Origin of the sequence: Providencia sp. PROV208, assembly GCF_028479465.1 — a bacterium.
Taxonomy (GTDB): domain Bacteria; phylum Pseudomonadota; class Gammaproteobacteria; order Enterobacterales; family Enterobacteriaceae; genus Providencia; species Providencia alcalifaciens.
This window is the reverse complement of sequence record NZ_JAMPNS010000008.1, coordinates 15,699-36,298: the sequence shown is the minus strand read 5'-3', so window position 1 is coordinate 36,298 and position 20,600 is coordinate 15,699. Positions and strand designations below refer to the sequence as shown.

Sequence of the window (20,600 nt, the reverse complement as noted above, 5' to 3'; positions counted from 1 at the left end):
CAGATGCTGGAAATTATCTATCAAGATGAGTATGTGGTTGCGGTCAATAAACCTGCAGGCATGTTAGTTCATCGCAGCTGGCTCGATAGTAAAGAGACGGTGTTTGTCATGCAAACATTGCGAGATCAAATTGGGCAGCATGTTTTTCCTATTCACCGTCTTGATAGACCGACATCAGGCGTTTTGCTGTTTGCGTTGTCCAGTGATGTAGCAAGGCTACTGGCAGAGCAGTTTGAGCAGCATCGTATGGAAAAAGTGTATCATGCGATTGTTCGAGGCTATGTCATGGATGGGGATAGGTTGGACTATCCGTTATTGGAAGAGCTCGACAAAATTGCAGATAAAAATGCGACGAAAGAACCAAGGCTACAAGAGTGTGTTACTCACTATAAACCGTTGGCAACAGTCGAGTGCTCTGTCGCTATCGGTCGCTATGATACTGCCCGTTTTAGTCTTGTCGAGTTAAAACCAGAAACAGGTCGTAAGCATCAATTAAGACGGCATATGTCCCACTTGCGCCACCCAATTATTGGGGATAGCAAGCATGGTGATTTACGGCAAAATCGCGGTGTGGCTGAGCATTTTTCTGTCTCACGTTTGATGCTACATGCTAGTCAGCTAATATTTATTCACCCTATAACAGAAGAAAAAATATCCTTAGTCGCATCGTGGGATGCACAATGGCTATCACTCATTGAGCAATTTGGATGGATTGACGCCGTCAATGAGCTCGACATCGATGTTATCAATCGTTCTATTTGATATTTTTTCATAAGGAGGGGCATTATGTCCAAAATCGGAATTTTTGTCGGGACGGTATATGGTAATGCATTAGCCGTTGCAGAAGTGGCGCAAGAGATTCTTGAACAGCAAGGTCATGAAATTGAAGTGTTTGATGAGCCGACATTGGCGGATTGGCAAGTCTATAATGCAGGTGAAGGTATTGCTTTGGTGATCACCTCTACCACTGGGCAAGGTGATTTCCCTGATACGATCGCGCCCCTATTTTATGAAATTAAAGATGTTATCGGTTATCAGCCTGAGTTGAGATATGGCGTCATTGCTTTAGGTGATAGCAGTTATGAAAATTTCTGTGGGGCAGGAAAGCAATTCGATGAGCTGTTAGCCGAGCAATCTGGCAGTCGTATTGGCGATATCTTATTTATTGATGCGACTGAAGTGGAAGAGCCCGAAGAGTTTGCTAAAGCATGGTTACAGGCTTGGGCTGATATGCTTTAAGTATGATAAAACAAGCATCTGCACTGTAAAAGTATTGGTGGTTGAATACCAAACGAGGATTTACAGTGCAGTGGGAAAACGCGATTATTTACGCGTTAACTTTTCAAGGTCGGCTTCAATTTCTGCGATTTTGTTGGATACCACATGCTCTAAATGACGTAAGTCATCCAAGATTTTGTGTTTTAAATCGATATCAGTGTGGTCGCTTTGACAAATTTGATCTAATTCTTCAATTACATAACGTAAGTTAGTATTGATTTCGTTAATTTCTTTGAAGTTATTGCTACCATCAGTGGCTGCTACCGTTTTACGCTGACGTGGGTATTTAAATTTCACGCTTTTAGCGAAGAACTCACCTTTATCTTTACGAAAATAGATTTTTAAAATGTCGTTATTAGCTTCTTGGCGCAGGGAATAGCGGTCGATATCTTGTGGATTGCTGATACCTAAACTTTTCAGATTGTCGTACATATTAGCTCGCTTAATCGTAAGGGACTATGTCAATGACCTTGGGGTTATAAACAAAGCGGTCTCTCTTTATAACCATTTACTGAGCCCTAATTGCTTATAGAATGATGAGTGACAAAATAACCATCTAATAATAGCAGTTAATTGACCAAGGGCGGTAAATTCTCGGTCATATTATGCGCGATTAATCGTGTTTGACCAACCTCTCTTTCTAATAAAAAATACTTTATTATTTAGGTTATTTATCTATAACCCAGAGGCTTCCGCTGACTTAACGGGGTATTTATGCTTAGGGGAAGGAATTTTTCATTGTGGATCAAGGGTCACTCGGCTACCCGATTTGCAGACAAAGTATGCGCTTCGGGGTAGCTTTGCGTTTGGCACCTTGTAACCCTTAAAATATAAGGGGGAGGTGAGAGTTTTGAGATTGGTTAAGTAGTTAGAGGATAATTATCCGCATATTACTCATCAATACTTCTTAATAACTCGTTGATACCCACTTTACCGCGGGTTTTTTCATCCACTTTCTTCACGATCACTGCACAGTATAGGCTGTAGCTACCATCTTTAGAGGGTAAGTTACCTGAAACTACAACAGAGCCGGCAGGGACGCGACCATAGAAAATCTCACCAGTCTCACGATCATAAATTTTGGTGCTTTGACCCAAGTAAACGCCCATTGAAATAACAGAACCCTCTTCGACGATCACCCCTTCAACGACTTCAGAACGTGCGCCGATAAAGCAGTTATCTTCGATGATAGTCGGATTCGCTTGTAATGGTTCAAGAACACCACCGATACCAACACCACCAGATAAGTGAACATTCTTACCGATTTGTGCACAAGAACCCACGGTTGCCCATGTATCAACCATCGTGCCTTCATCTACATACGCCCCAATATTGACGTAAGATGGCATTAATACGCTGTTTTTAGCGATATAAGCGCCTTGGCGTACTGCGGCTGGTGGCACAACGCGGAAGCCTTCACGTTCAAAACGGGCTTTGTCGTAGTCAGCAAATTTCATCGGAACTTTATCAAAATAACGACTTTCTGCGCCTTCAATGACTTGGTTATCATGAATACGGAATGAGAGTAAAACGGCTTTTTTCAACCACTGGTGAGTGACCCAAACTCCGCCAATTTTTTCTGCCACGCGCAGTTTACCGCTATCTAATAATGCGATGGTTTCTGTTACTGCTTGTTTGACGGCAGGTGTCACGGTGTTAGGCGTAATCGATGCGCGATCTTCAAAGGCTTGCTCAATAATTGCTTGTAATTGTTGCATTAATGCTTTTTCTCCTACAATGGTTCTCAGTCAGGGACATGCCATAAATCAGGTTGGCACTATAATTTATCCTTCGATTTAAGGGCTTCTGTCAACCTTTCTGATAACTCTTGTTGCATATTTTTATCCAGCGCTTTGTGTTCTTTATCGGCGAGAACAAAAAAGTCTTCGACTTTTTCACCAATAGTGGTGATACGGGCACCGTATAACGAAATCTCCATTTGGGCAAAAATATGCCCTATTTTGGCAAGCAGTCCAGGTTGATCGAGGGCGAATAACTCCATGTAGGTACGACGTTCATGATTGGAGTGCAAGAAATTCACTTTCGTTGGTACGCTGAAATGACGCAATTTAGCTGGGATCATGCGTGGTTTTGGTAATGGGATTTCCGGTTGTTGAACGGCGAGCAACAAGGCTTTGCGAATATGTTCATATCGATCTTTTGAAAGTGGTGAGCCATTGGGTTCAAGTACAACAAACGTATCCATCGCCATATTATCTTTATTGGTAAAAATTTGAGCGCTATGAATACTTAAATTGCGTCTATCAAGTTCACTCGCAACTGCTGCAAATAAGTGTGGCTTATCATGACACCAGATGAAAATCTCCGTTCCACCATGTTTGGGCTGCGTGCTGATTAATATCAATGGTTGGGTTAAATCATGTTTGAGCAGATGATTAGCATGCCAAGCGAGTTGCATGGGGGTGTGGCGTAGAAAATAATCCGCATGGCAGCGGGACCATAATTTGTTGAGCTGTTCTTCATCAATGTGAGATTGGCGTAGCAGCGATAGTGCCTGATAACGATGATGGCGAATGCGCTCTCGAAGATCTGGAGTGCTTTGCATTCCTTGGTTAAGCTGATGCTCTGTTGAAAGGTAGAGTTCGCGAATCAGGCTTTGTTTCCAACTATTCCATAATGTACTGTTTGTGGCACAAATATCCGCAACGGTTAAGCACATAAGATAGTTTAAGCGAGCGGTCGATATTACATTTCCAGCAAATTGTTTAATCACATCAGGATCTTGAATATCTCGGCGCTGCGCTGTTACGGACATTAGCAGGTGGTTTTTCACTAGCCATGCAACGAGTTCGGCATCTTTGGTCGTAAAATCGTGTTGTAGAGCGAACTCATAGACAAATTCAGCTCCTAGCTCAGAATGATCTCCAGAGCGTCCTTTGGCGATATCATGAAACATGGCGGCTAATCGTAGGAGCTCTGGCTGCAAAATTTTCGGGTAAACACTGACGCAAAGAGGGTGCTCGCGGCGATTTTCTTCTTGTGTGAAGCTATCAATTTTTTGTAGAACGCGAATGGTGTGTTCATCCACGGTATAGGCGTGGAATAGGTCAAACTGCATTTGACCCACAATATTGCTCCAGAACGGGGTATAGGCACTGAGAACACTGTGTAAATGCATGGGCACAAATGCCCCTTTGATTGCTCTGGGGTGGCGCAATATTTTCACAAACATACGGCGTGCTTCAGGAATTTCACATAAGGGAACCTTAAGATCGCGCCTTGCAAACCGTAATTGGCGTAATGTTGTGGAATAAATACCGTCAATATTCGGATTGCGCGCCATTTGATAAAACATTTTTAAAATGGCTTCGGGCTGCTTGATGAACAGCATTTCATCAATAACATCGATTAAATTACCACGTAGTTGAAAATACTCATCGATAGGTCGTGGTTTTTCATTTGGATTCAACGCTAAGATGGCTTCATCAAAGAGCTGAAGTAGCATTTGGTTTAGTTCTCTAACGCGGCGAGTGACGCGATAGAAATCCTTCATCATACGTTCGACAGGCTGGTTCCGTTCACCGGTATAACCTAATGATTGTGCAACACTGAATTGGCGGTCGAATAGTAATCGGTTATCATAGCGCTTAACGACCAAGTGCAAGGCAAATCGAATTTTCCATAAGAATGTTAAACACTCTTTGAGCTCATGGCGTTCCTCTTCGGTGAGAAAGCCAAATCCAACCATTTCATCTACGGTCGTTGCGCCAAAATGACGTCGTCCTACCCACAGTAAGGTATGAACATCTCGTAATCCTCCGGGGCTACTTTTAATGTCAGGCTCTAAGTTGTAACTGGTACTGTGATAACGCTGGTGGCGTTCTTGCTGTTCTGCCAACTTAGCGGCGAAGAAAGTGGCTGAAGGCCAAAAGTCATCACTAAATATGGTTTTCTGTAAGGTTAAAAATAGCGCGATATCACCACAAATTAGACGAGATTCAATCAAATTAGTGGCAGTGGTTAAGTCTTGTTTTCCTGCCTCAATGCACTCTTCCAGTGAGCGAACGCTGTGCCCAATATCAAAGCGTAGATCCCAAAGTAAGGTGATAAATTGTCCCACTTTGGTGGCAATATTTTCAGGAAGAGGCTGTTGGCTTAGGACTAAAATATCAATATCTGACAGCGGGTGAAGTTCATGACGCCCGTAGCCGCCCACTGCAATCAGTGACATATTGGCACATTGATCAAATTGGTAAGATTGCCAGAGCTTGGTCAGTAAGGCGTCAAGGTAGTCGCTGCGCGCGTGCAGTAAATCCACGACATTTTGCCCTTGGTGAAAAGCGGATTCTTGCCAAGCATCAAATTGATCAACGTGTTGTCGAAGCGCTGAAAGCTCAAGGTCAGAAGGTTGGAACTGAGTGGGGGAGAGGTAGCTGTTTGAAGGTGCTGTCATCATGATCTGTCCGTGTTGAGAGCCATACAGAGATTATGATCAGCTTACGTTTTTTTAGCAGGGATGAACAGTAAAACTAAGCTCCTCATACGAGGAGCTTAAAGATGATTACTCGTTAATCAGAACAGCCGAAATAAAAGGCTCTTCTTCTTTACGTAGAGTTAAAATTTCACAGCCATTGTCAGTCACTGCTAAGGTGTGTTCGTACTGCGCAGACCAACCGCGGTCTTTGGTTTTCACGGTCCAGCCATCTTTCATGGTGCGGATGCGGTAATCGCCTGTATTGACCATTGGCTCGATAGTAAATGTCATTCCTTTTTGCAGGACAACACCGCTGTCATCTGCATCATAGTGTAGAACTTGTGGTTCTTCGTGGAAGCCTTCACCAATACCGTGTCCGCAATATTCGCGAACAACGGATAAGTCTTGTTTTTCAACAAATTCTTGAATTGCTTTACCGATAGTACGTAAACGGATACCCGGTTTAACCATGCGAATTGCCAAATATAAGCTTTCTTGGGTTACTTGGCACAGGCGCTCGCCTTGGATCGTTGGTTTACCGACGATGAACATTTTAGAAGTATCACCGTGGAAGCCATTTTTGATAACGGTAACATCAATGTTAACCACATCACCGTCTTTTAGAATTTTATCGTCGCTTGGAATTCCGTGACAGATAACATCATTCACAGAAATACAAACAGATTTAGGGAAACCATGGTAGTCAAGGCAGGCAGGGATCGCTTGTTGTTGCTCAACAATGTGTTTGTGGCAAAGGCGATCCAGTTCACCTGTACTGACTCCCGGCACAACATGCGGTGCAATCATTTCTAACACTTCTGCTGCTAGGCGACCAGCAACACGCATTTTCTGAATATCTTCTTCAGTTTTGATAATAATAGCCATGAGTTCAGTCCATATATGTCTGCAAGAATTTGAGACATGTTAAAAAAAGGGATTCGAAATGGGCAATTGTTGCGACATTTTTACTGTTGATGCTGAGTATGGTAACAGTCACCGCATTTTCTGCCAACTAGTAGGCGATATGTTTAGGCGCCTAGAGTCGGGTTAAAAACAACGAATGAGGCATAGGGTAAGCCAAGCCTTAAGGTGGGCTTGTTCAAATTGAGCTTTTTAGAGCACAAATTGCCAAAATTGCTCGTCTATTCTAGATGGAATAGTTTTTACTTCTCGCATTTTTCGCTATCGTTTTGTTGTCGTTCCAAATTTGCTAAATAGTGATTTTATTTTGCGGTAAAGTTCGTCGTGACGGGAATGACTATTTCGGTTTTTATCAGTGAAAAAAACAACAATTATTGGATTACAACTGCATTTTATGGTATAAAGCGCGCCGGCAATCCATATTTTTCTCTTTATCTCATTTTTAATCCAATCTTGGGTTTGCGAATGAACATCGAAGACATCAATTGGATGTGCGTAAACTAAAACTCAATTGTGTAATAACACACACGAATCGGCACATGCGCCGGGGTGCTCTTATGCGTTTAGACGCAGCTTTAGAGTCGGTAGCATGGGATTCGTGGAGGCATAACCCCAATTACTTATATACAGAGGTATAAAATGGCAACTGTTTCCATGCGCGATATGTTACAAGCGGGCGTTCACTTTGGTCACCAGACTCGTTACTGGAACCCTAAAATGAAACCTTTCATTTTCGGCGCTCGTAACAAAGTTCATATCATCAACTTGGAAAAGACTGTTCCAATGTTCAACGAAGCTCTGGCTGAGTTGACTAAAATTGCTTCTCGTAAAGGCAAAATTCTGTTTGTTGGTACTAAACGTGCTGCAAGCGAAGCCGTTCAAGAAGCTGCTAACAGCTGTGATCAATATTTCGTTAACCACCGTTGGTTAGGTGGTATGCTGACTAACTGGAAAACTGTTCGTCAGTCAATCAAACGTCTGAAAGATCTGGAAGTTCAGTCACAAGACGGTACTTTCGACAAACTGACCAAGAAAGAAGCGCTGATGCGTACTCGTGAACTTGGTAAGTTAGAAAACAGCTTAGGCGGTATCAAAGATATGGGCGGTTTACCAGACGCTCTGTTCGTTATCGATGCAGACCACGAACACATTGCTATCAAAGAAGCTAACAACCTGGGTATCCCAGTTTTCGCTATCGTTGATACTAACTCTGATCCAGACGGTATCGACTTCGTTATCCCTGGTAACGACGATGCAATCCGTGCAATCAAACTGTATCTGGGCGCTGTTGCAAACACCGTTCGTGAAGGCCGTTCACAAGATCTGGCTGTTCAAGCAGAAGAAAACTTAGTAGAAGCTGAATAATAAGGTCACCCCTTATTAACTAGGTATTGCTATACAGGTACTGCTATATATAGTTAGAAGGGGCCTGATTGGGCCCCTTTTGTACTCTGTGAATCAGAACTATCCTCGTGAGAAAACTCTCACGGGGAACATCGAGGAATAAATCACATGTCTGGAATTACCGCTGCATTGGTAAAAGAACTGCGCGAACGTACTGGCGCAGGTATGATGGAATGTAAAAAAGCATTAGTTGAAGCTAACGGCGACATCGAATTAGCAATCGACAACATGCGTAAATCAGGTCAAGCAAAAGCGGCTAAAAAAGCAGGTCGCGTTGCAGCTGAAGGCGTTATTCTGACTGAAGTTTTCAACGACGGTAAAACTGGCGCACTGATCGAACTGAACTGTGAAACTGACTTCGTTGCTAAAGATGCTGGTTTCTTAGCATTCGGTAAAGAAGTATTAGCTTCTGTTGTTGCAGATAAAAATGCTGATATCGACGCTCTGAAAGCAAAATTCGAAGAAGCTCGTACAGCGTTAGTTGCGAAAATTGGTGAAAACATCAATATCCGTCGCGTTGCTATTCTGGAAGGCGCACAAGTAGGTAGCTACCTGCACGGTGCTCGTATCGGTGTTCTGGTTGCTGGCGAAGGCGCAGATGAAGAACTGCTGAAACACATCGCTATGCACATTGCTGCAAGCAAACCAGAATATGTGACTCCAGACAACGTTCCAGCTGATGTTGTTGCTCACGAGCACCAAATTCAGTTAGACATCGCTATGCAATCTGGTAAACCACGCGAAATCGCTGAAAAAATGGTTATCGGTCGCATGAACAAATTCACTGGCGAAATCTCTCTGACTGGCCAGCCTTTCGTAATGGATCCAAGCAAATCTGTTGGTGACTTACTGAAAGAAAAAGGTGCTACTGTAACTAACTTCATCCGTTTCGAAGTTGGCGAAGGTATCGAAAAAGTTGAAACTGACTTCGCAGCAGAAGTTGCTGCAATGAGCAAGTAATCAACTTAAAGGGCCGCCAATTGGCGGCCTTTCTTTAATACACTGCATATTTCAAGCTGCATGCTTTCGCACTCTTTTAGAGTAGCGACTTAACTTCCTGCAACTTGAACTATTTTTGTGTAGCATTCTGTATAAATACATTTTTCGGCATAGAGAGCGTGACTCTTTATGTATGACTCCAATAATGACCTGTTAGGACACAACTCATGGCAACCAATGCAAAACCCGTTTATCAGCGTATTCTGCTTAAACTAAGTGGCGAGGCTCTACAAGGTGCAGAAGGTTTTGGTATCGATGCTAGCGTTTTAGATCGTATGGCTCAGGAAATCAAAGAACTTATAGAACTGGGTATACAGGTCGGTGTGGTTATTGGTGGTGGTAACTTGTTCCGCGGTGCTGGCTTGGCACAAGCAGGTATGAATCGTGTTGTTGGTGACCATATGGGGATGCTAGCAACTGTCATGAACGGTCTGGCAATGCGTGATGCACTACACCGTGCATACGTTAACGCAAGACTGATGTCTGCAATTCCACTCAATGGCGTATGTGATAACTATAGCTGGGCTGAAGCCATTAGCTTATTGCGTCATGGTCGTGTGGTTATTTTCTCTGCGGGTACAGGAAATCCATTCTTCACAACGGACTCAGCAGCTTGCTTACGAGGCATTGAAATTGAAGCTGATGTTGTACTGAAAGCCACAAAAGTTGATGGCGTTTACTCGTCAGATCCTGCCAAAGATCCTGATGCCGTTCTGTATGAAAAACTGAATTATCAAGATGTTCTTGAGCGTGAATTGAAAGTTATGGACTTAGCTGCATTTACGCTAGCCCGCGATCACAACCTGCCAATTCGTGTTTTCAACATGAATAAGCCAGGCGCATTACGCCGTGTTGTGATGGGTGAAAACGAAGGAACTCTGATTTCTCACAATTAATACTCAGAGACATGACCTGAGTTTGAATGTATTATCTAGCATAAATTCAGACAATTTAAGCGAGGCTGCTTAGCGGCCTTTAATAACTAGTTCTTAAGGGTTGATAACGTGATTAACGAAATCCAAAAAGATGCTCAAGACCGTATGGAAAAGAGCCTTGAATCATTAAAAAGTCAAATCAGTAAAGTTCGTACTGGCCGCGCTTCTCCAAGCCTGTTAGACGGTATCACTGTTGAATATTACGGTTCTGCGACGCCTTTACGTCAATTAGCTAACGTGACTGTTGAAGATTCACGCACATTAGCTATTTCTGTTTTTGACCGCAGCATGTCTCCTGCAATTGAAAAAGCAATCATGGCATCTGACTTAGGTCTGAACCCTTCTTCAGCGGGCACTGTTATCCGCGTTCCACTTCCTCCATTAACGGAAGAACGTCGTAAAGACTTAATCAAAGTGGTACGTGGTGACGCAGAACAAGGTCGTATTGCTATCCGTAACGTCCGTCGTGACGCTAACGATAAAGTTAAAGCTTTACTGAAAGATAAAGAAATCAGTGAAGATGACGAGCGCCGTTCACAGGATGACATCCAAAAGTTGACTGATCATTTCATCAAAAAAGTGGATGAAGCATTGGCTCAGAAAGAAGCGGAGCTGATGGAGTTTTAATCCATCTTAATAATAAAGCCATCTGAACACATTTTTTAAAAGTGTGCTTTAGCATGGCTTTATTATTTATCATTTCTATTAAACAATCCTTTCTCATCACTAAGCTGATATAATCTCAGTATTGAATTAATACAGAGCATCTGATCACTATGAAACGTCTTACTATCCTGGGTTCTACAGGCTCAATCGGTACAAGTACACTTTCTGTTGTTCGTCAAAATCCTGATAAATTCCAAATTCTTGCATTAGTTGCAGGTCAAAACGTATCTGAAATGGCAAGCCAGTGCCTTGAATTTAATCCTAAATATGTCTCTATGTCTGATGAGCGTGCCGCGAAAGCATTGCGTTCTATTTTGACGGAAAATAACTGCAAAACAGACGTTTTATCGGGCAAAGAATCAGCAATTGAACTCGCGGGACTCGATGAAGCAGATCAAGTGATGTCAGCTATTACGGGTGTCGCAGGACTTTTGCCGACACTAGCGGCTATCCGTAAAGGAAAAAGAATATTATTAGCGAATAAAGAGTCTCTGATTACCAGTGGCCGTTTATTCTTTAATGCGATTCGTGAGCACCATGCTACAGTTTTCCCAATAGATAGCGAGCATAATGCAATTTTCCAAAGTTTACCTGAAGAAATTCAGCTGAATTTAGGTTTTGCAGATCTAACGGCTTCCGGTATTTCCAGCATTGTTTTGACGGGGTCCGGTGGACCATTTAGGGATACGCCATTATCTTATTTTGATCAGGTGACGCCTGATGAAGCGTGTAACCACCCAAATTGGTCTATGGGGCGTAAGATCTCCGTTGATTCTGCAACGATGATGAATAAGGGGCTAGAATATATCGAGGCCTGTTATTTTTTTAATGCGACTGAACAGCAGATGGAAGTGATTATTCACCCACAATCGGTGATCCACTCGATGGTGCGTTATCGTGATGGCAGTGTGATTGCTCAATTAGGAACGCCGGACATGCGTACACCAATTTCGTATAGCATGGCATACCCTCAGCGTATTATTTCTGGTGCTAAACCATTGGATTTCACTACATTATCTTCACTGACTTTCGTTGAACCTGATTATCAACGTTATCCTTGCCTGAAATTGGCTATCGATGCATGCCACCAAGGCCAAGCGGCTACCACAGTATTAAACGGTGCGAATGAAATTACCGTAGGCGCATTTTTGGAAGAGAAAATTCGTTTTACGGATATTGCAAAAATCAACCACAAGATTATGGATAAATTAGATTTTTCGGAACCCACATCCATTGATGAGGTCTTAGAAATCGATGCTTGTGCTCGTCGTGAAGCCGCTCAACTCATTACTCAAGAATTTTAATCTTGATATGTGATTTATTTAGTTGCTGATAACTATAATATATCTTTAATATGTGGCGGGTTGAGAATAAAAAGCATATCAACAATAAGTAAATTAAGGATGTGTCTTATCAGCAATTATAATTATAAGAGTTATGATTGAGCCGGATTTCCCAAGTAGTACAGACAAGGATTAACATTTAATGAACTCTAGTGGTGAAAATCTCTCTGATTCTATGATGCCTAAGCATGTTGCTATCATTATGGATGGCAATGGGCGATGGGCAAAGCAGAGAGGAAAATTCAGAATTACTGGTCATCGAGCAGGTGTTGAATCTGTACGTAGTTCTGTGCGTTTTGCAGTAAAGAATAATATTCGTTCTCTCACACTTTACGCATTCAGCAGTGAAAACTGGAAAAGACCCGAGAAAGAAGTCAGTTCACTGATGGATCTGTTTGTTTTTGCATTAGATAATGAAGTCAAAAACCTGCATAAAAATAACGTAAAACTAAAAATTATTGGTGATGTTGGTCGCTTTAGTGAAACTTTAAGAAAAAGAATTGATAAAGCCGAAGCATTAACAGCGAATAATACGGGGCTACAGCTGAATATTGCCGCCAATTATGGTGGACGATGGGACATCGTTAATAGTGTTAAACAAGTATATGAGAAAGTGAATCGTGGTGAGTTGTCTGTCGATGACATCACGGAAAGTACGATTAGTGACCACATTTGTATGCATGATCAAGAGTGTGTTGATTTGGTTATTCGTACAGGTGGAGAACATCGCATTAGTAATTTCTTGTTATGGCAGGTTGCGTATGCGGAATTTTATTTCACCAACGTTTTATGGCCAGATTTTGATGAAATGGTGTTTCAGGATGCAGTCGATGCTTTTAGCAAGCGCGAACGCCGTTATGGTGGGGCAGAATCAGATGACGAACTTGTCAAATAAAAGGGGATGGATGTGCTGAAGTATCGTTTACTCACTGCGGTGATTTTAATTCCAATTGTTATTGCTGCACTTTTTTTACTGTCTCCAGCGAATTTCGGTCTAGTTGTGATAGCTGTCTGTGCTCTAGGTGCGTGGGAATGGGCCCAATTTGCAGGATGGCACTCTCCAGCTAAACGTATTGGTTTAGCTGTTGTATTTGCAGTGGCACTACTCGCAATACAATTTTCTCTGCTTGATATGACTGCGTTAGCCAATTCCTCGTTTATTTTATATAGCCTATGGGCGGGTTTAATCTGGTGGATTGCCGCAATTTTATTAGTGGTGACTTACCCTGCATCGGCATCGTGGGGCAAATCAGTCATAATTCGATTGCTATTTGGTGTATTAACTATCGTACCTTTCTACAGCGGTATGATGGTATTAAGAACGATTGGTTATCAAGCGGATACCTCTGTTGGAGCATGGTGGCTGCTGTATGTCATGTTGTTGGTATGGGGAGCGGACTCCGGCGCTTACGCATTTGGACGTACGATAGGGCGTAATAAAATGGCACCGAAAGTGTCTCCGGGTAAAACATGGGAAGGCTTAATCGGTGGTTTGATTACTGCGGGAATTATCTCATGGTTATTTAGCCTGTATGCCCCAATCCCTGCAATGCCAGATTATTTACTAGTGACTTCAATTATTGTTGTTGTAGTATCAGTGTTTGGTGATTTGACAGAAAGTATGTTTAAACGCCAATCAGGTATTAAAGACAGTAGCCATTTGATCCCAGGTCATGGCGGAATATTAGATAGAATTGATAGCCTAACTGCGGCAATTCCCGTATTTGCAGGGCTGAATTTGTTAGTTTTTAACGGTTTTGGTCTTTAGGAAGATTAATGGGATTTATTTGGAGCTTAGCGGCGTTTATTATTGCAATTGGTGTGCTGATTACCGTGCACGAATTTGGGCATTATTGGGTCGCGCGTCGTTGCGGTGTTTACGTTGAAAAATTCTCTATAGGGTTTGGTAAAACACTCTGGCGTAAAGTTGATAAACATGGCACCGAGTTTGTTTTGGCACTGATCCCGCTTGGTGGTTACGTCAAAATGCTCGATGAACGCGTTGGTGAAGTGAGTCCAGAACGTCGACATTTGGCTTTTAATAACAAAACAGTTGGACAGCGAGCCGCCATTATTAGCGCGGGACCTCTTGCGAACTTTTTGCTTGCTATTGTTGTCTACTGGATTGTCTTTATGATTGGGATACCGTCAGTTCGCCCAGTGATTGAGAGTATTAAACCGAATTCTATTGCCGCTGAGGCAAATTTTGAGCCTCAGATGGAACTAAAATCGATAGATGGTATCGAAACACCTGATTGGAATTCAGTTCGTTTAGCATTGGTGAGTAAAATAGGTGATAGGGAATTTACTGCACAAGTTTTGCCTCAAGGATATAATGAGCCGGTTTCTAAAACAGTAGATTTAAGTTCATGGCAATTTGATCCTGAAAAACAGGACCCAATTTTATCCATTGGTATTATGCCAGTGTCTGCGAAAGTTGATCCGGTTATCCATAAAGTAACGGAAGGCTTAGCGGGTGAACGTGCCGGTTTAAAACCGGGAGATAGAATTATCAGTGTCAACGGAGAAGTGCTGGACGATTGGAATCCTGTCACGAGAATTATCCGAAATAATCCGGGGACACCACTAAAATTAGCCGTACAAAGAAATTCGCAATTGATCACTTTAACCTTGGTACCTGATGCTCAGGACGGTAAAAAAGGTGAGCGCTTTGGTGTTGCGGGTGTCGAATTAACAGTGTTACCGTTAGCAGATGAATATAAAATGGTGCAACAGTACAACCCTGTTTCTGCACTATATCAAGCTAGCGATAAGACGTGGCAGTTGATGAAATTGACTGTCAATATGATGGGTAAACTGGTTGTTGGGGATGTCAAACTCAATAACTTGAGCGGTCCGGTATCTATCGCAAAAGGTGCGGGGGTTTCGGCGGAGTCAGGCTTGGTATATTATTTGATGTTTATTGCGCTGATTAGCGTGAATTTAGGCATCATCAATCTATTTCCATTGCCTGTGTTAGATGGGGGGCACTTACTCTTCTTATTAATTGAAAAAATTAAAGGGAGTCCGGTGTCTGAGCGAGTACAAGACTTTAGTTTTCGAATTGGTGCAATGGCATTGATTTTGTTAATGGGGCTTGCACTTTTTAATGATTTCTCTCGCTTCTAATTTTGTAAGCTTGGGACCAGTAAGGAATACGCATAACAACGATGGCGATGAAAAAGTTGCTCATAGCGTCGCTGCTTTTAGGTAGCGCCACTGCATACGGTTCAGACGGATTCGTAGTTAAAGACATTCGTTTCGAAGGTCTACAACGCGTCGCCGTTGGTGCAGCATTATTGAACATGCCTGTCAGGGTCGGGGATTCAATCGATAACGAAGATATTAGTCGTTCGATTCGTTCGCTATTCTCTACGGGTAACTTCGAAGATGTTAGGGTCCTGCGTGATGGAAACACGCTGATCGTTCAAGTTAAAGAGCGACCAACCATCGCGAGTATCACTTTTACAGGAAATAAATCTGTAAAAGATGACATGCTAAAGCAGAACTTGGAAGCATCAAATATCCGTGTGGGTGAGGCATTAGACCGCACTAAAATTGCGAATATTGAAAAAGGCTTAGAGGATTTTTACTACAGCGTTGGTAAATACAATGCAACAGTAAAAGCCGTGGTCACACCATTACCACGTAACCGCGTGGATTTAAAATTCGTGTTCTCTGAAGGCGTATCTGCAAAAATTCAGCAGATCAACATCGTAGGTAATAAAAATTATTCGACAGCGGAATTGGTGAATAAACTCCAATTACGTGACGATGTGCCATGGTGGAACCTTGCGGCTGACCAAAAATATCAAAAACAAAAACTGGCGGGAGACTTAGAAACTCTGCGTAGTTTCTACCTTGATCGCGGTTATGCACGTTTTAATATCGACTCAACACAAGTGAGTCTGACGCCAGACAAGAAAGATATCTACATTACGATTAATGTGACTGAAGGCGATCAATATAAGATTTCCGGTGTAGACGTTAATGGTAATACGGCTGAGCATTTAGCAGATATCCAAGAACTGATCACTATCACACCAGGTGAGTTATACAATGGTGCGCAAGTGACTCAAATGGAAAACCAAATTAAAGATTTATTTGGTCGCTATGGCTATGCGTACCCACGCGTCATGACCCAACCAGAAATTAACGATGCAGATAAAACCGTTAAATTACATGTGAACGTCGATGCAGGTAACCGTTTCTATGTTCGTCAAATTCGTTTCCAAGGTAACGACACCAGTAAAGATTCTGTTTTACGTCGTGAAATGCGTCAAATGGAAGGGGCGTGGTTAGGTAACGATTTAGTTGAATTGGGTAAAGAACGTCTGAATCGTACAGGCTTCTTCGAAACAGTTGATGTTGAAACCCAGCGTATTCCAGGTAGCCCAGACCAAGTTGATGTTATCTATAAGGTTAAAGAACGTAACACCGGTTCAATGAACTTTGGTGTTGGTTTTGGTACTGAAAGTGGCGTTAGCTTCCAAGTTGGTGTAACTCAGGATAACTGGTTGGGTACAGGTAATGCGGTTGGCATTAACGCTAGCCGAAATGACTACTCAACCAACGTCGAGTTTTCAATGACAGACCCTTACTTCACTGTTAACGGTGTGAGTCTGGGTGGACGTATTTTCTATAACGACTTTAGTGCGAAAGATGCGGACTTATCTGGCTATAACAACAAAACGTATGGCCTAGATAGCACATTAAGCTTCCCATTCAATGAAAATAACTCCTTCCGTATTGGTGCGGGTTATGTTCATAACGACCTGTCTGACATGCGTGCGCAAGCAGCTATGTGGGATTATCTGCAATCTATGGGTGAAAACCCACCGGTGACTAAAGATGGTCGTAACAAAGAAAGCTTCAGAGCGGATGACTTTACGCTGAACTTAGGTTGGACGTATAACTCCTTAAACCGTGGTTTCTTCCCAACATCGGGTAACAAAACCAGCGTTTCAGGTAAAGTGACAATCCCTGGCTCTGATAACGAATACTACAAACTGCGTTTTGATACTGCCCAATACCTCCCACTGAATGATGATGAAACATGGGTTGTGTTAGGTCGTGCACAGGCAGGTTATGGTGATGGTATTGGTAGCAAACAAATGCCATTCTATGAGAACTTCTATGCAGGGGGCTCTAGCACCATCCGTGGTTTCCGTTCGAATAACATCGGTCCGAAAGCGGTTTATCTGAAGAATATTAATGACAAAGATGGTCCTGAGCCAGGTAGCCCATCCAGCGATGCAGTTGGTGGTAACGCGATGTATGCAGGTTCATTTGAGTTGATCACCCCAACGCCATTTGTCGACGAAAAATATGCGAATACAATCCGTACATCCCTATTTGTGGATGCGGGTACAGTATGGGATACCAATTGGAATAGTATTAACCCAGCGTGGCGTGCAGGTATGCCTGACTACGGTACAGCAACCAATGTCCGTGTTTCTACTGGTATTGCTTTACAGTGGATTTCGCCGCTTGGACCTCTGGTCTTCTCCTATGCGCAACCTATCAAGGATTACGAAGGCGACAAGTCAGAACAGTTCCAATTTAATATTGGTAGAACTTGGTAATAGCCCAGTCTCTATCGAAATCAGCCCTCATAAGAGAATGAGGGCTACCAAAATTTCCAGCCATAAGAATGGGTTAAGGAGTTTAGTGTGAAAAAATTGTTGTGTGCAGCGGGTGTGAGTATTGCTTTAGCAATGTCTGCGGGTGCGTATGCTGAAAAAATCGCTATCGTGAATGTTGGCGAAGTTTTCCAAAACATGCCTGCTCGTGAAGCCGTTGCTAAGCAGCTTGAAAGTGAATTCAAAAGCCGTGCTACTGAATTGCAAAATCTGGAAAAAGATCTGCAATCACGCGTAGAAAAACTGCGTCGTGACGGTGCGACTATGAGCACTAGTGATCGTGAAAAGCAGGAAAAAGAATTAATCACTAAACGTGACCAGTTTGCTGAAAAAGCTCAAAAATTTGAGGAAGACAATCGTCGTCGTCAATCTGAAGAGCGTAATAAAATTCTGAGCCGTATCCAAGATTCTATTAAAGCTGTTGCAGCGAAAGAAGGCTATGATGTTGTTATCGATGCAAACGCAGTTGCGTATGCAAAAGATGGTATCAATATCACCAGCCAGGTTCAAAAACAGGTTAAATAATAGATGTCTTCAATTCGATTAGCTGACCTCGCTCAGCAGTTGAATGCACAGTTACACGGTGATGGCGATATCGTCATCACCGGTATCGCACCGATGTATTCAGCGAACAATCAACAGATTACTTTTTTATCTGATAGCCGTTACAGCGACAAATTGGCAGACTGCCAAGCTGCTGCTGTGGTTTTAACGGAAAAAGATCTGAGTGCTTGTAAGGTTGCTGCACTGGTTGTAGATAATCCTTACCTTGCTTATGCGTATATGGCACAAATTATGGATACCACTCCAGCTCCTGCGGAGAATATCCATGTTTCAGCCGTTATTGCTGATGATGCTCAGCTTGGTCAAAATGTCGCTATTGGCGCGAATGCTGTTATCGAAAGTGGCGTAGTGCTAGGTGATAACGTTGTGATCGGCGCTGGTTGCTTTATTGGTAAAAACACCCGTATTGGCGCAGGTACCCGTTTATGGGCGAACGTCAGTGTGTATCATCATGTTGAAATTGGTGAAAGCTGTTTAATCCAATCTGGCACAGTGATCGGCTCGGATGGCTTTGGTTATGCCAATGATCGTGGTAATTGGATCAAGATCCCTCAGTTGGGTACCGTGATCATCGGGTCTCGTGTTGAGATCGGTGCGTGTACAACAATTGACCGTGGCGCATTAGATAACACAGTCATTGGCAATGGCGTTATTATCGATAACCAATGCCAAATTGCGCACAATGTAACAATAGGTGATAATACCGCAGTTGCGGGGGGTGTCATCATGGCCGGTAGTTTAAAAATCGGTCGTTATTGTATGATTGGCGGAGCCAGTGTTATCAATGGGCACATGGAAATCTGTGATAAGGTTACCGTAACAGGTATGGGAATGGTCATGCGACCAATTACTGAGCCTGGAGTTTACTCTTCTGGTATCCCTTTACAGCCGAATAAAACATGGCGTAAAACTGCGGCTTTAGTCTTAAACATCAATGAGATGAATAAGCGTCTAAAAACAATTGAACGTGAATTAGATAGCCAAAATCAAAAAAATCAGTAATTATTTGGTAATTCAAGCTAAAATAGTTTCTTGAGTTACGTTTTTCCGGCCTGCCTGTTAACTCACCATTGAGTTAAAGCGGGCCGATTCATTAATTAAATAGTATTAATTGACAGGAAGAGTATTTCGATGAGTGATAATCATACTCTGAATATAGAAGAAATCTTAGAACTACTTCCGCACCGTTACCCATTCCTTTTGGTTGACCGTGTATTGGATTTTGAAGAAGGTAAATCTTTGCGCGCGGTAAAGAACGTCTCTTTTAACGAGCCATTCTTTCAGGGACATTTCCCTAGCAAACCAATTTTTCCGGGTGTTTTAATCTTAGAAGCGATGGCTCAGGCTACAGGCATTCTTGCGTTTAAAAGCGTAGGTAAACTTGAGCCCGGCGAATTGTATTATTTTGCAGCTATAGATAACGCGCGCTTTAAACGTCCCGTTCTGCCAGGAGACCAAATGATCCTGGAAGTCGAATTTATCAAAGAACGTCGCGGTGTTGCTCGTTTTAAAGGTGTTGCAAAAGTTGATGGAGAAGTGGCCTGCGAAGCAGAAATGATGTGCGCCCGTCGTCGTGAGGTCTGATATGATTGACAAAACTGCCTATGTTCATCCCTCATCTATTGTAGAAGATGGAGCTGTTATTGGTGCCAATGTACGCATTGGACCTTTTTGCTATATTGGCGCTGATGTTGAAATTGGTGAAGGTACTGAGCTGAAATCTCACATTGTTGTGAACGGACACACAAAAATCGGTCGTGACAACGTTATTTTTCAATTTGCTTCAATTGGTGAAATTAACCAAGACCTGAAATACCAAGGTGAACCGACTCGTGTTGAGATTGGCGATCGTAACCGCATCCGTGAGAGTGTGACAATCCATCGTGGAACCACACAAGGCGGTGACTTAACTAGAATTGGTAATGATAATTTACTGATGGTTAACGTCCATATTGCACATGACTGCATCATTGGTAACCGCTGTATTATTGCGAATAACGGAACGTTAGGTGGTCACGTCACTTTAGGTGATTTCGCCATTATTGGTGGCATGACTGCGGTGCATCAATTTTGCCAAATTGGTGCCCACGTTATGGTGGGTGGGTGCTCTGGTGTTGCACAAGATGTGCCTCCGTACGTCATTGCACAAGGTAACCATGCAACTCCATTCGGTTTAAACCTTGAAGGTTTGAAACGTCGTGGTTTTGAAAAAGAGTCTCTACATGCGATCCGTAACGCGTATAAAACGTTATATCGCTCAGGAAAATCTTTAGAAGAAGCGCGCGAAGAAATTGCTGAAATGGCTAAAACGGATGAACACGTTAAAGTGTTTAGCGACTTTTTAGAAGACTCAGCACAATCTAAGCGTGGAATTATTCGTTAATTTTTTGCTGTTGTAGATGAAGATACGAAA

At 42.6% G+C, this 20,600-nt stretch carries 19 protein-coding genes; 15 read left to right on the top strand and 4 right to left on the bottom strand.

Going from position 1 to position 20,600, the window contains the following annotated elements:
- Window positions 1–3 precede the first annotated feature (3 nt).
- Together truC and PR766_RS06625 are read left to right on the top strand one after the other, a co-directional pair.
- On the top strand, window positions 4–762 hold the full coding sequence (truC, locus tag PR766_RS06630) for a tRNA pseudouridine(65) synthase TruC (RefSeq protein WP_154633219.1): 759 nt from the start codon (window positions 4–6) through the stop codon (window positions 760–762).
- A 24-nt stretch (window positions 763–786) separates the two neighbouring features.
- The gene (locus PR766_RS06625) at window positions 787–1,239 is read left to right on the top strand and encodes a flavodoxin (protein ID WP_006658415.1); all 453 of its coding nucleotides are present in this window, start codon (window positions 787–789) and stop codon (window positions 1,237–1,239) included.
- A gap of 84 nt (window positions 1,240–1,323) precedes the next feature.
- On the opposite strand, the gene PR766_RS06620 is transcribed toward PR766_RS06625, so the two are convergent.
- The 4 genes from PR766_RS06620 to map form a co-directional block, all read right to left on the bottom strand.
- Window positions 1,324–1,710, bottom strand: coding sequence for a DUF3461 family protein (locus PR766_RS06620; protein WP_006658414.1), 387 nt, complete (start codon window positions 1,708–1,710; stop codon window positions 1,324–1,326).
- 458 nt (window positions 1,711–2,168) lie between these two features.
- Window positions 2,169–2,996 (bottom strand): 2,3,4,5-tetrahydropyridine-2,6-dicarboxylate N-succinyltransferase, encoded by an 828-nt coding sequence (gene dapD, locus PR766_RS06615; RefSeq protein ID WP_006658413.1) that lies wholly within the window; start codon window positions 2,994–2,996, stop codon window positions 2,169–2,171.
- Between the two features lie 59 nt (window positions 2,997–3,055).
- On the bottom strand, window positions 3,056–5,695 hold the full coding sequence (gene glnD, locus PR766_RS06610) for a bifunctional uridylyltransferase/uridylyl-removing protein GlnD (protein WP_154636126.1): 2,640 nt from the start codon (window positions 5,693–5,695) through the stop codon (window positions 3,056–3,058).
- Between the two features lie 105 nt (window positions 5,696–5,800).
- Window positions 5,801–6,598 (bottom strand): type I methionyl aminopeptidase, encoded by a 798-nt coding sequence (map, locus tag PR766_RS06605; protein ID WP_006658411.1) that lies wholly within the window; start codon window positions 6,596–6,598, stop codon window positions 5,801–5,803.
- 675 nt (window positions 6,599–7,273) lie between these two features.
- Between map and rpsB the strand changes: the two genes are divergently transcribed.
- From rpsB to lpxA, 13 genes are all read left to right on the top strand, one after another.
- Window positions 7,274–7,999: a 30S ribosomal protein S2 gene (gene rpsB, locus PR766_RS06600; protein WP_006658410.1), complete on the top strand. Its 726-nt coding sequence runs from the start codon at window positions 7,274–7,276 to the stop codon at window positions 7,997–7,999.
- A 147-nt stretch (window positions 8,000–8,146) separates the two neighbouring features.
- Complete coding sequence (tsf, locus tag PR766_RS06595; RefSeq protein ID WP_006658409.1) at window positions 8,147–8,998, top strand: translation elongation factor Ts; 852 nt, start codon at window positions 8,147–8,149, stop codon at window positions 8,996–8,998.
- 206 nt (window positions 8,999–9,204) lie between these two features.
- Window positions 9,205–9,933, top strand: a complete 729-nt coding sequence (gene pyrH, locus PR766_RS06590; protein ID WP_006658408.1) for a UMP kinase — start codon at window positions 9,205–9,207, stop codon at window positions 9,931–9,933.
- 108 nt (window positions 9,934–10,041) lie between these two features.
- Window positions 10,042–10,599, top strand: a complete 558-nt coding sequence (gene frr, locus PR766_RS06585; RefSeq protein ID WP_006658407.1) for a ribosome recycling factor — start codon at window positions 10,042–10,044, stop codon at window positions 10,597–10,599.
- Window positions 10,600–10,748: 149 nt separating this feature from the next.
- A complete protein-coding gene (gene ispC, locus PR766_RS06580) occupies window positions 10,749–11,942 on the top strand; it encodes a 1-deoxy-D-xylulose-5-phosphate reductoisomerase (protein ID WP_006658406.1) in 1,194 nt (397 codons plus the stop codon).
- A gap of 181 nt (window positions 11,943–12,123) precedes the next feature.
- The gene (gene uppS, locus PR766_RS06575; RefSeq protein WP_006658405.1) at window positions 12,124–12,876 is read left to right on the top strand and encodes a polyprenyl diphosphate synthase; all 753 of its coding nucleotides are present in this window, start codon (window positions 12,124–12,126) and stop codon (window positions 12,874–12,876) included.
- A 6-nt stretch (window positions 12,877–12,882) separates the two neighbouring features.
- Complete coding sequence (gene cdsA, locus PR766_RS06570) at window positions 12,883–13,749, top strand: phosphatidate cytidylyltransferase (RefSeq protein ID WP_006658404.1); 867 nt, start codon at window positions 12,883–12,885, stop codon at window positions 13,747–13,749.
- 8 nt (window positions 13,750–13,757) lie between these two features.
- Window positions 13,758–15,110 (top strand): sigma E protease regulator RseP, encoded by a 1,353-nt coding sequence (gene rseP, locus PR766_RS06565; protein WP_006662990.1) that lies wholly within the window; start codon window positions 13,758–13,760, stop codon window positions 15,108–15,110.
- 41 nt (window positions 15,111–15,151) lie between these two features.
- Window positions 15,152–17,566, top strand: a complete 2,415-nt coding sequence (gene bamA / locus PR766_RS06560; RefSeq protein ID WP_154636127.1) for an outer membrane protein assembly factor BamA — start codon at window positions 15,152–15,154, stop codon at window positions 17,564–17,566.
- A gap of 87 nt (window positions 17,567–17,653) precedes the next feature.
- The gene (gene skp, locus PR766_RS06555; RefSeq protein ID WP_006658401.1) at window positions 17,654–18,148 is read left to right on the top strand and encodes a molecular chaperone Skp; all 495 of its coding nucleotides are present in this window, start codon (window positions 17,654–17,656) and stop codon (window positions 18,146–18,148) included.
- A 3-nt stretch (window positions 18,149–18,151) separates the two neighbouring features.
- Window positions 18,152–19,189, top strand: a complete 1,038-nt coding sequence (lpxD, locus tag PR766_RS06550) for a UDP-3-O-(3-hydroxymyristoyl)glucosamine N-acyltransferase (protein ID WP_006658400.1) — start codon at window positions 18,152–18,154, stop codon at window positions 19,187–19,189.
- Between the two features lie 129 nt (window positions 19,190–19,318).
- The gene (fabZ, locus tag PR766_RS06545) at window positions 19,319–19,771 is read left to right on the top strand and encodes a 3-hydroxyacyl-ACP dehydratase FabZ (RefSeq protein ID WP_006658399.1); all 453 of its coding nucleotides are present in this window, start codon (window positions 19,319–19,321) and stop codon (window positions 19,769–19,771) included.
- Window position 19,772: 1 nt separating this feature from the next.
- The gene (lpxA, locus tag PR766_RS06540) at window positions 19,773–20,570 is read left to right on the top strand and encodes an acyl-ACP--UDP-N-acetylglucosamine O-acyltransferase (RefSeq protein WP_006658398.1); all 798 of its coding nucleotides are present in this window, start codon (window positions 19,773–19,775) and stop codon (window positions 20,568–20,570) included.
- The last annotated feature ends 30 nt before the right edge of the window (window positions 20,571–20,600 follow it).

Excerpts from the sequence above, each read along its gene's own strand:
- uppS (WP_006658405.1), top strand. The coding sequence starts at position 12,124 with ATGAACTCTAGTGGTGAAAATCTCTCTGATTCTATGATGCCTAAGCAT.
- map (WP_006658411.1), bottom strand. The coding sequence starts at position 6,598 with ATGGCTATTATTATCAAAACTGAAGAAGATATTCAGAAAATGCGTGTT.
- PR766_RS06620 (WP_006658414.1), bottom strand. The coding sequence starts at position 1,710 with ATGTACGACAATCTGAAAAGTTTAGGTATCAGCAATCCACAAGATATC.
- fabZ (WP_006658399.1), top strand. The coding sequence starts at position 19,319 with ATGAGTGATAATCATACTCTGAATATAGAAGAAATCTTAGAACTACTT.
- rpsB (WP_006658410.1), top strand. The coding sequence starts at position 7,274 with ATGGCAACTGTTTCCATGCGCGATATGTTACAAGCGGGCGTTCACTTT.
- truC (WP_154633219.1), top strand. The coding sequence starts at position 4 with ATGCTGGAAATTATCTATCAAGATGAGTATGTGGTTGCGGTCAATAAA.
- lpxD (WP_006658400.1), top strand. The coding sequence starts at position 18,152 with ATGTCTTCAATTCGATTAGCTGACCTCGCTCAGCAGTTGAATGCACAG.
- bamA (WP_154636127.1), top strand. The coding sequence starts at position 15,152 with ATGGCGATGAAAAAGTTGCTCATAGCGTCGCTGCTTTTAGGTAGCGCC.
- ispC (WP_006658406.1), top strand. The coding sequence starts at position 10,749 with ATGAAACGTCTTACTATCCTGGGTTCTACAGGCTCAATCGGTACAAGT.
- PR766_RS06625 (WP_006658415.1), top strand. The coding sequence starts at position 787 with ATGTCCAAAATCGGAATTTTTGTCGGGACGGTATATGGTAATGCATTA.
- dapD (WP_006658413.1), bottom strand. The coding sequence starts at position 2,996 with ATGCAACAATTACAAGCAATTATTGAGCAAGCCTTTGAAGATCGCGCA.
- pyrH (WP_006658408.1), top strand. The coding sequence starts at position 9,205 with ATGGCAACCAATGCAAAACCCGTTTATCAGCGTATTCTGCTTAAACTA.
- lpxA (WP_006658398.1), top strand. The coding sequence starts at position 19,773 with ATGATTGACAAAACTGCCTATGTTCATCCCTCATCTATTGTAGAAGAT.
- cdsA (WP_006658404.1), top strand. The coding sequence starts at position 12,883 with ATGGATGTGCTGAAGTATCGTTTACTCACTGCGGTGATTTTAATTCCA.
- glnD (WP_154636126.1), bottom strand. The coding sequence starts at position 5,695 with ATGATGACAGCACCTTCAAACAGCTACCTCTCCCCCACTCAGTTCCAA.
- tsf (WP_006658409.1), top strand. The coding sequence starts at position 8,147 with ATGTCTGGAATTACCGCTGCATTGGTAAAAGAACTGCGCGAACGTACT.
- rseP (WP_006662990.1), top strand. The coding sequence starts at position 13,758 with ATGGGATTTATTTGGAGCTTAGCGGCGTTTATTATTGCAATTGGTGTG.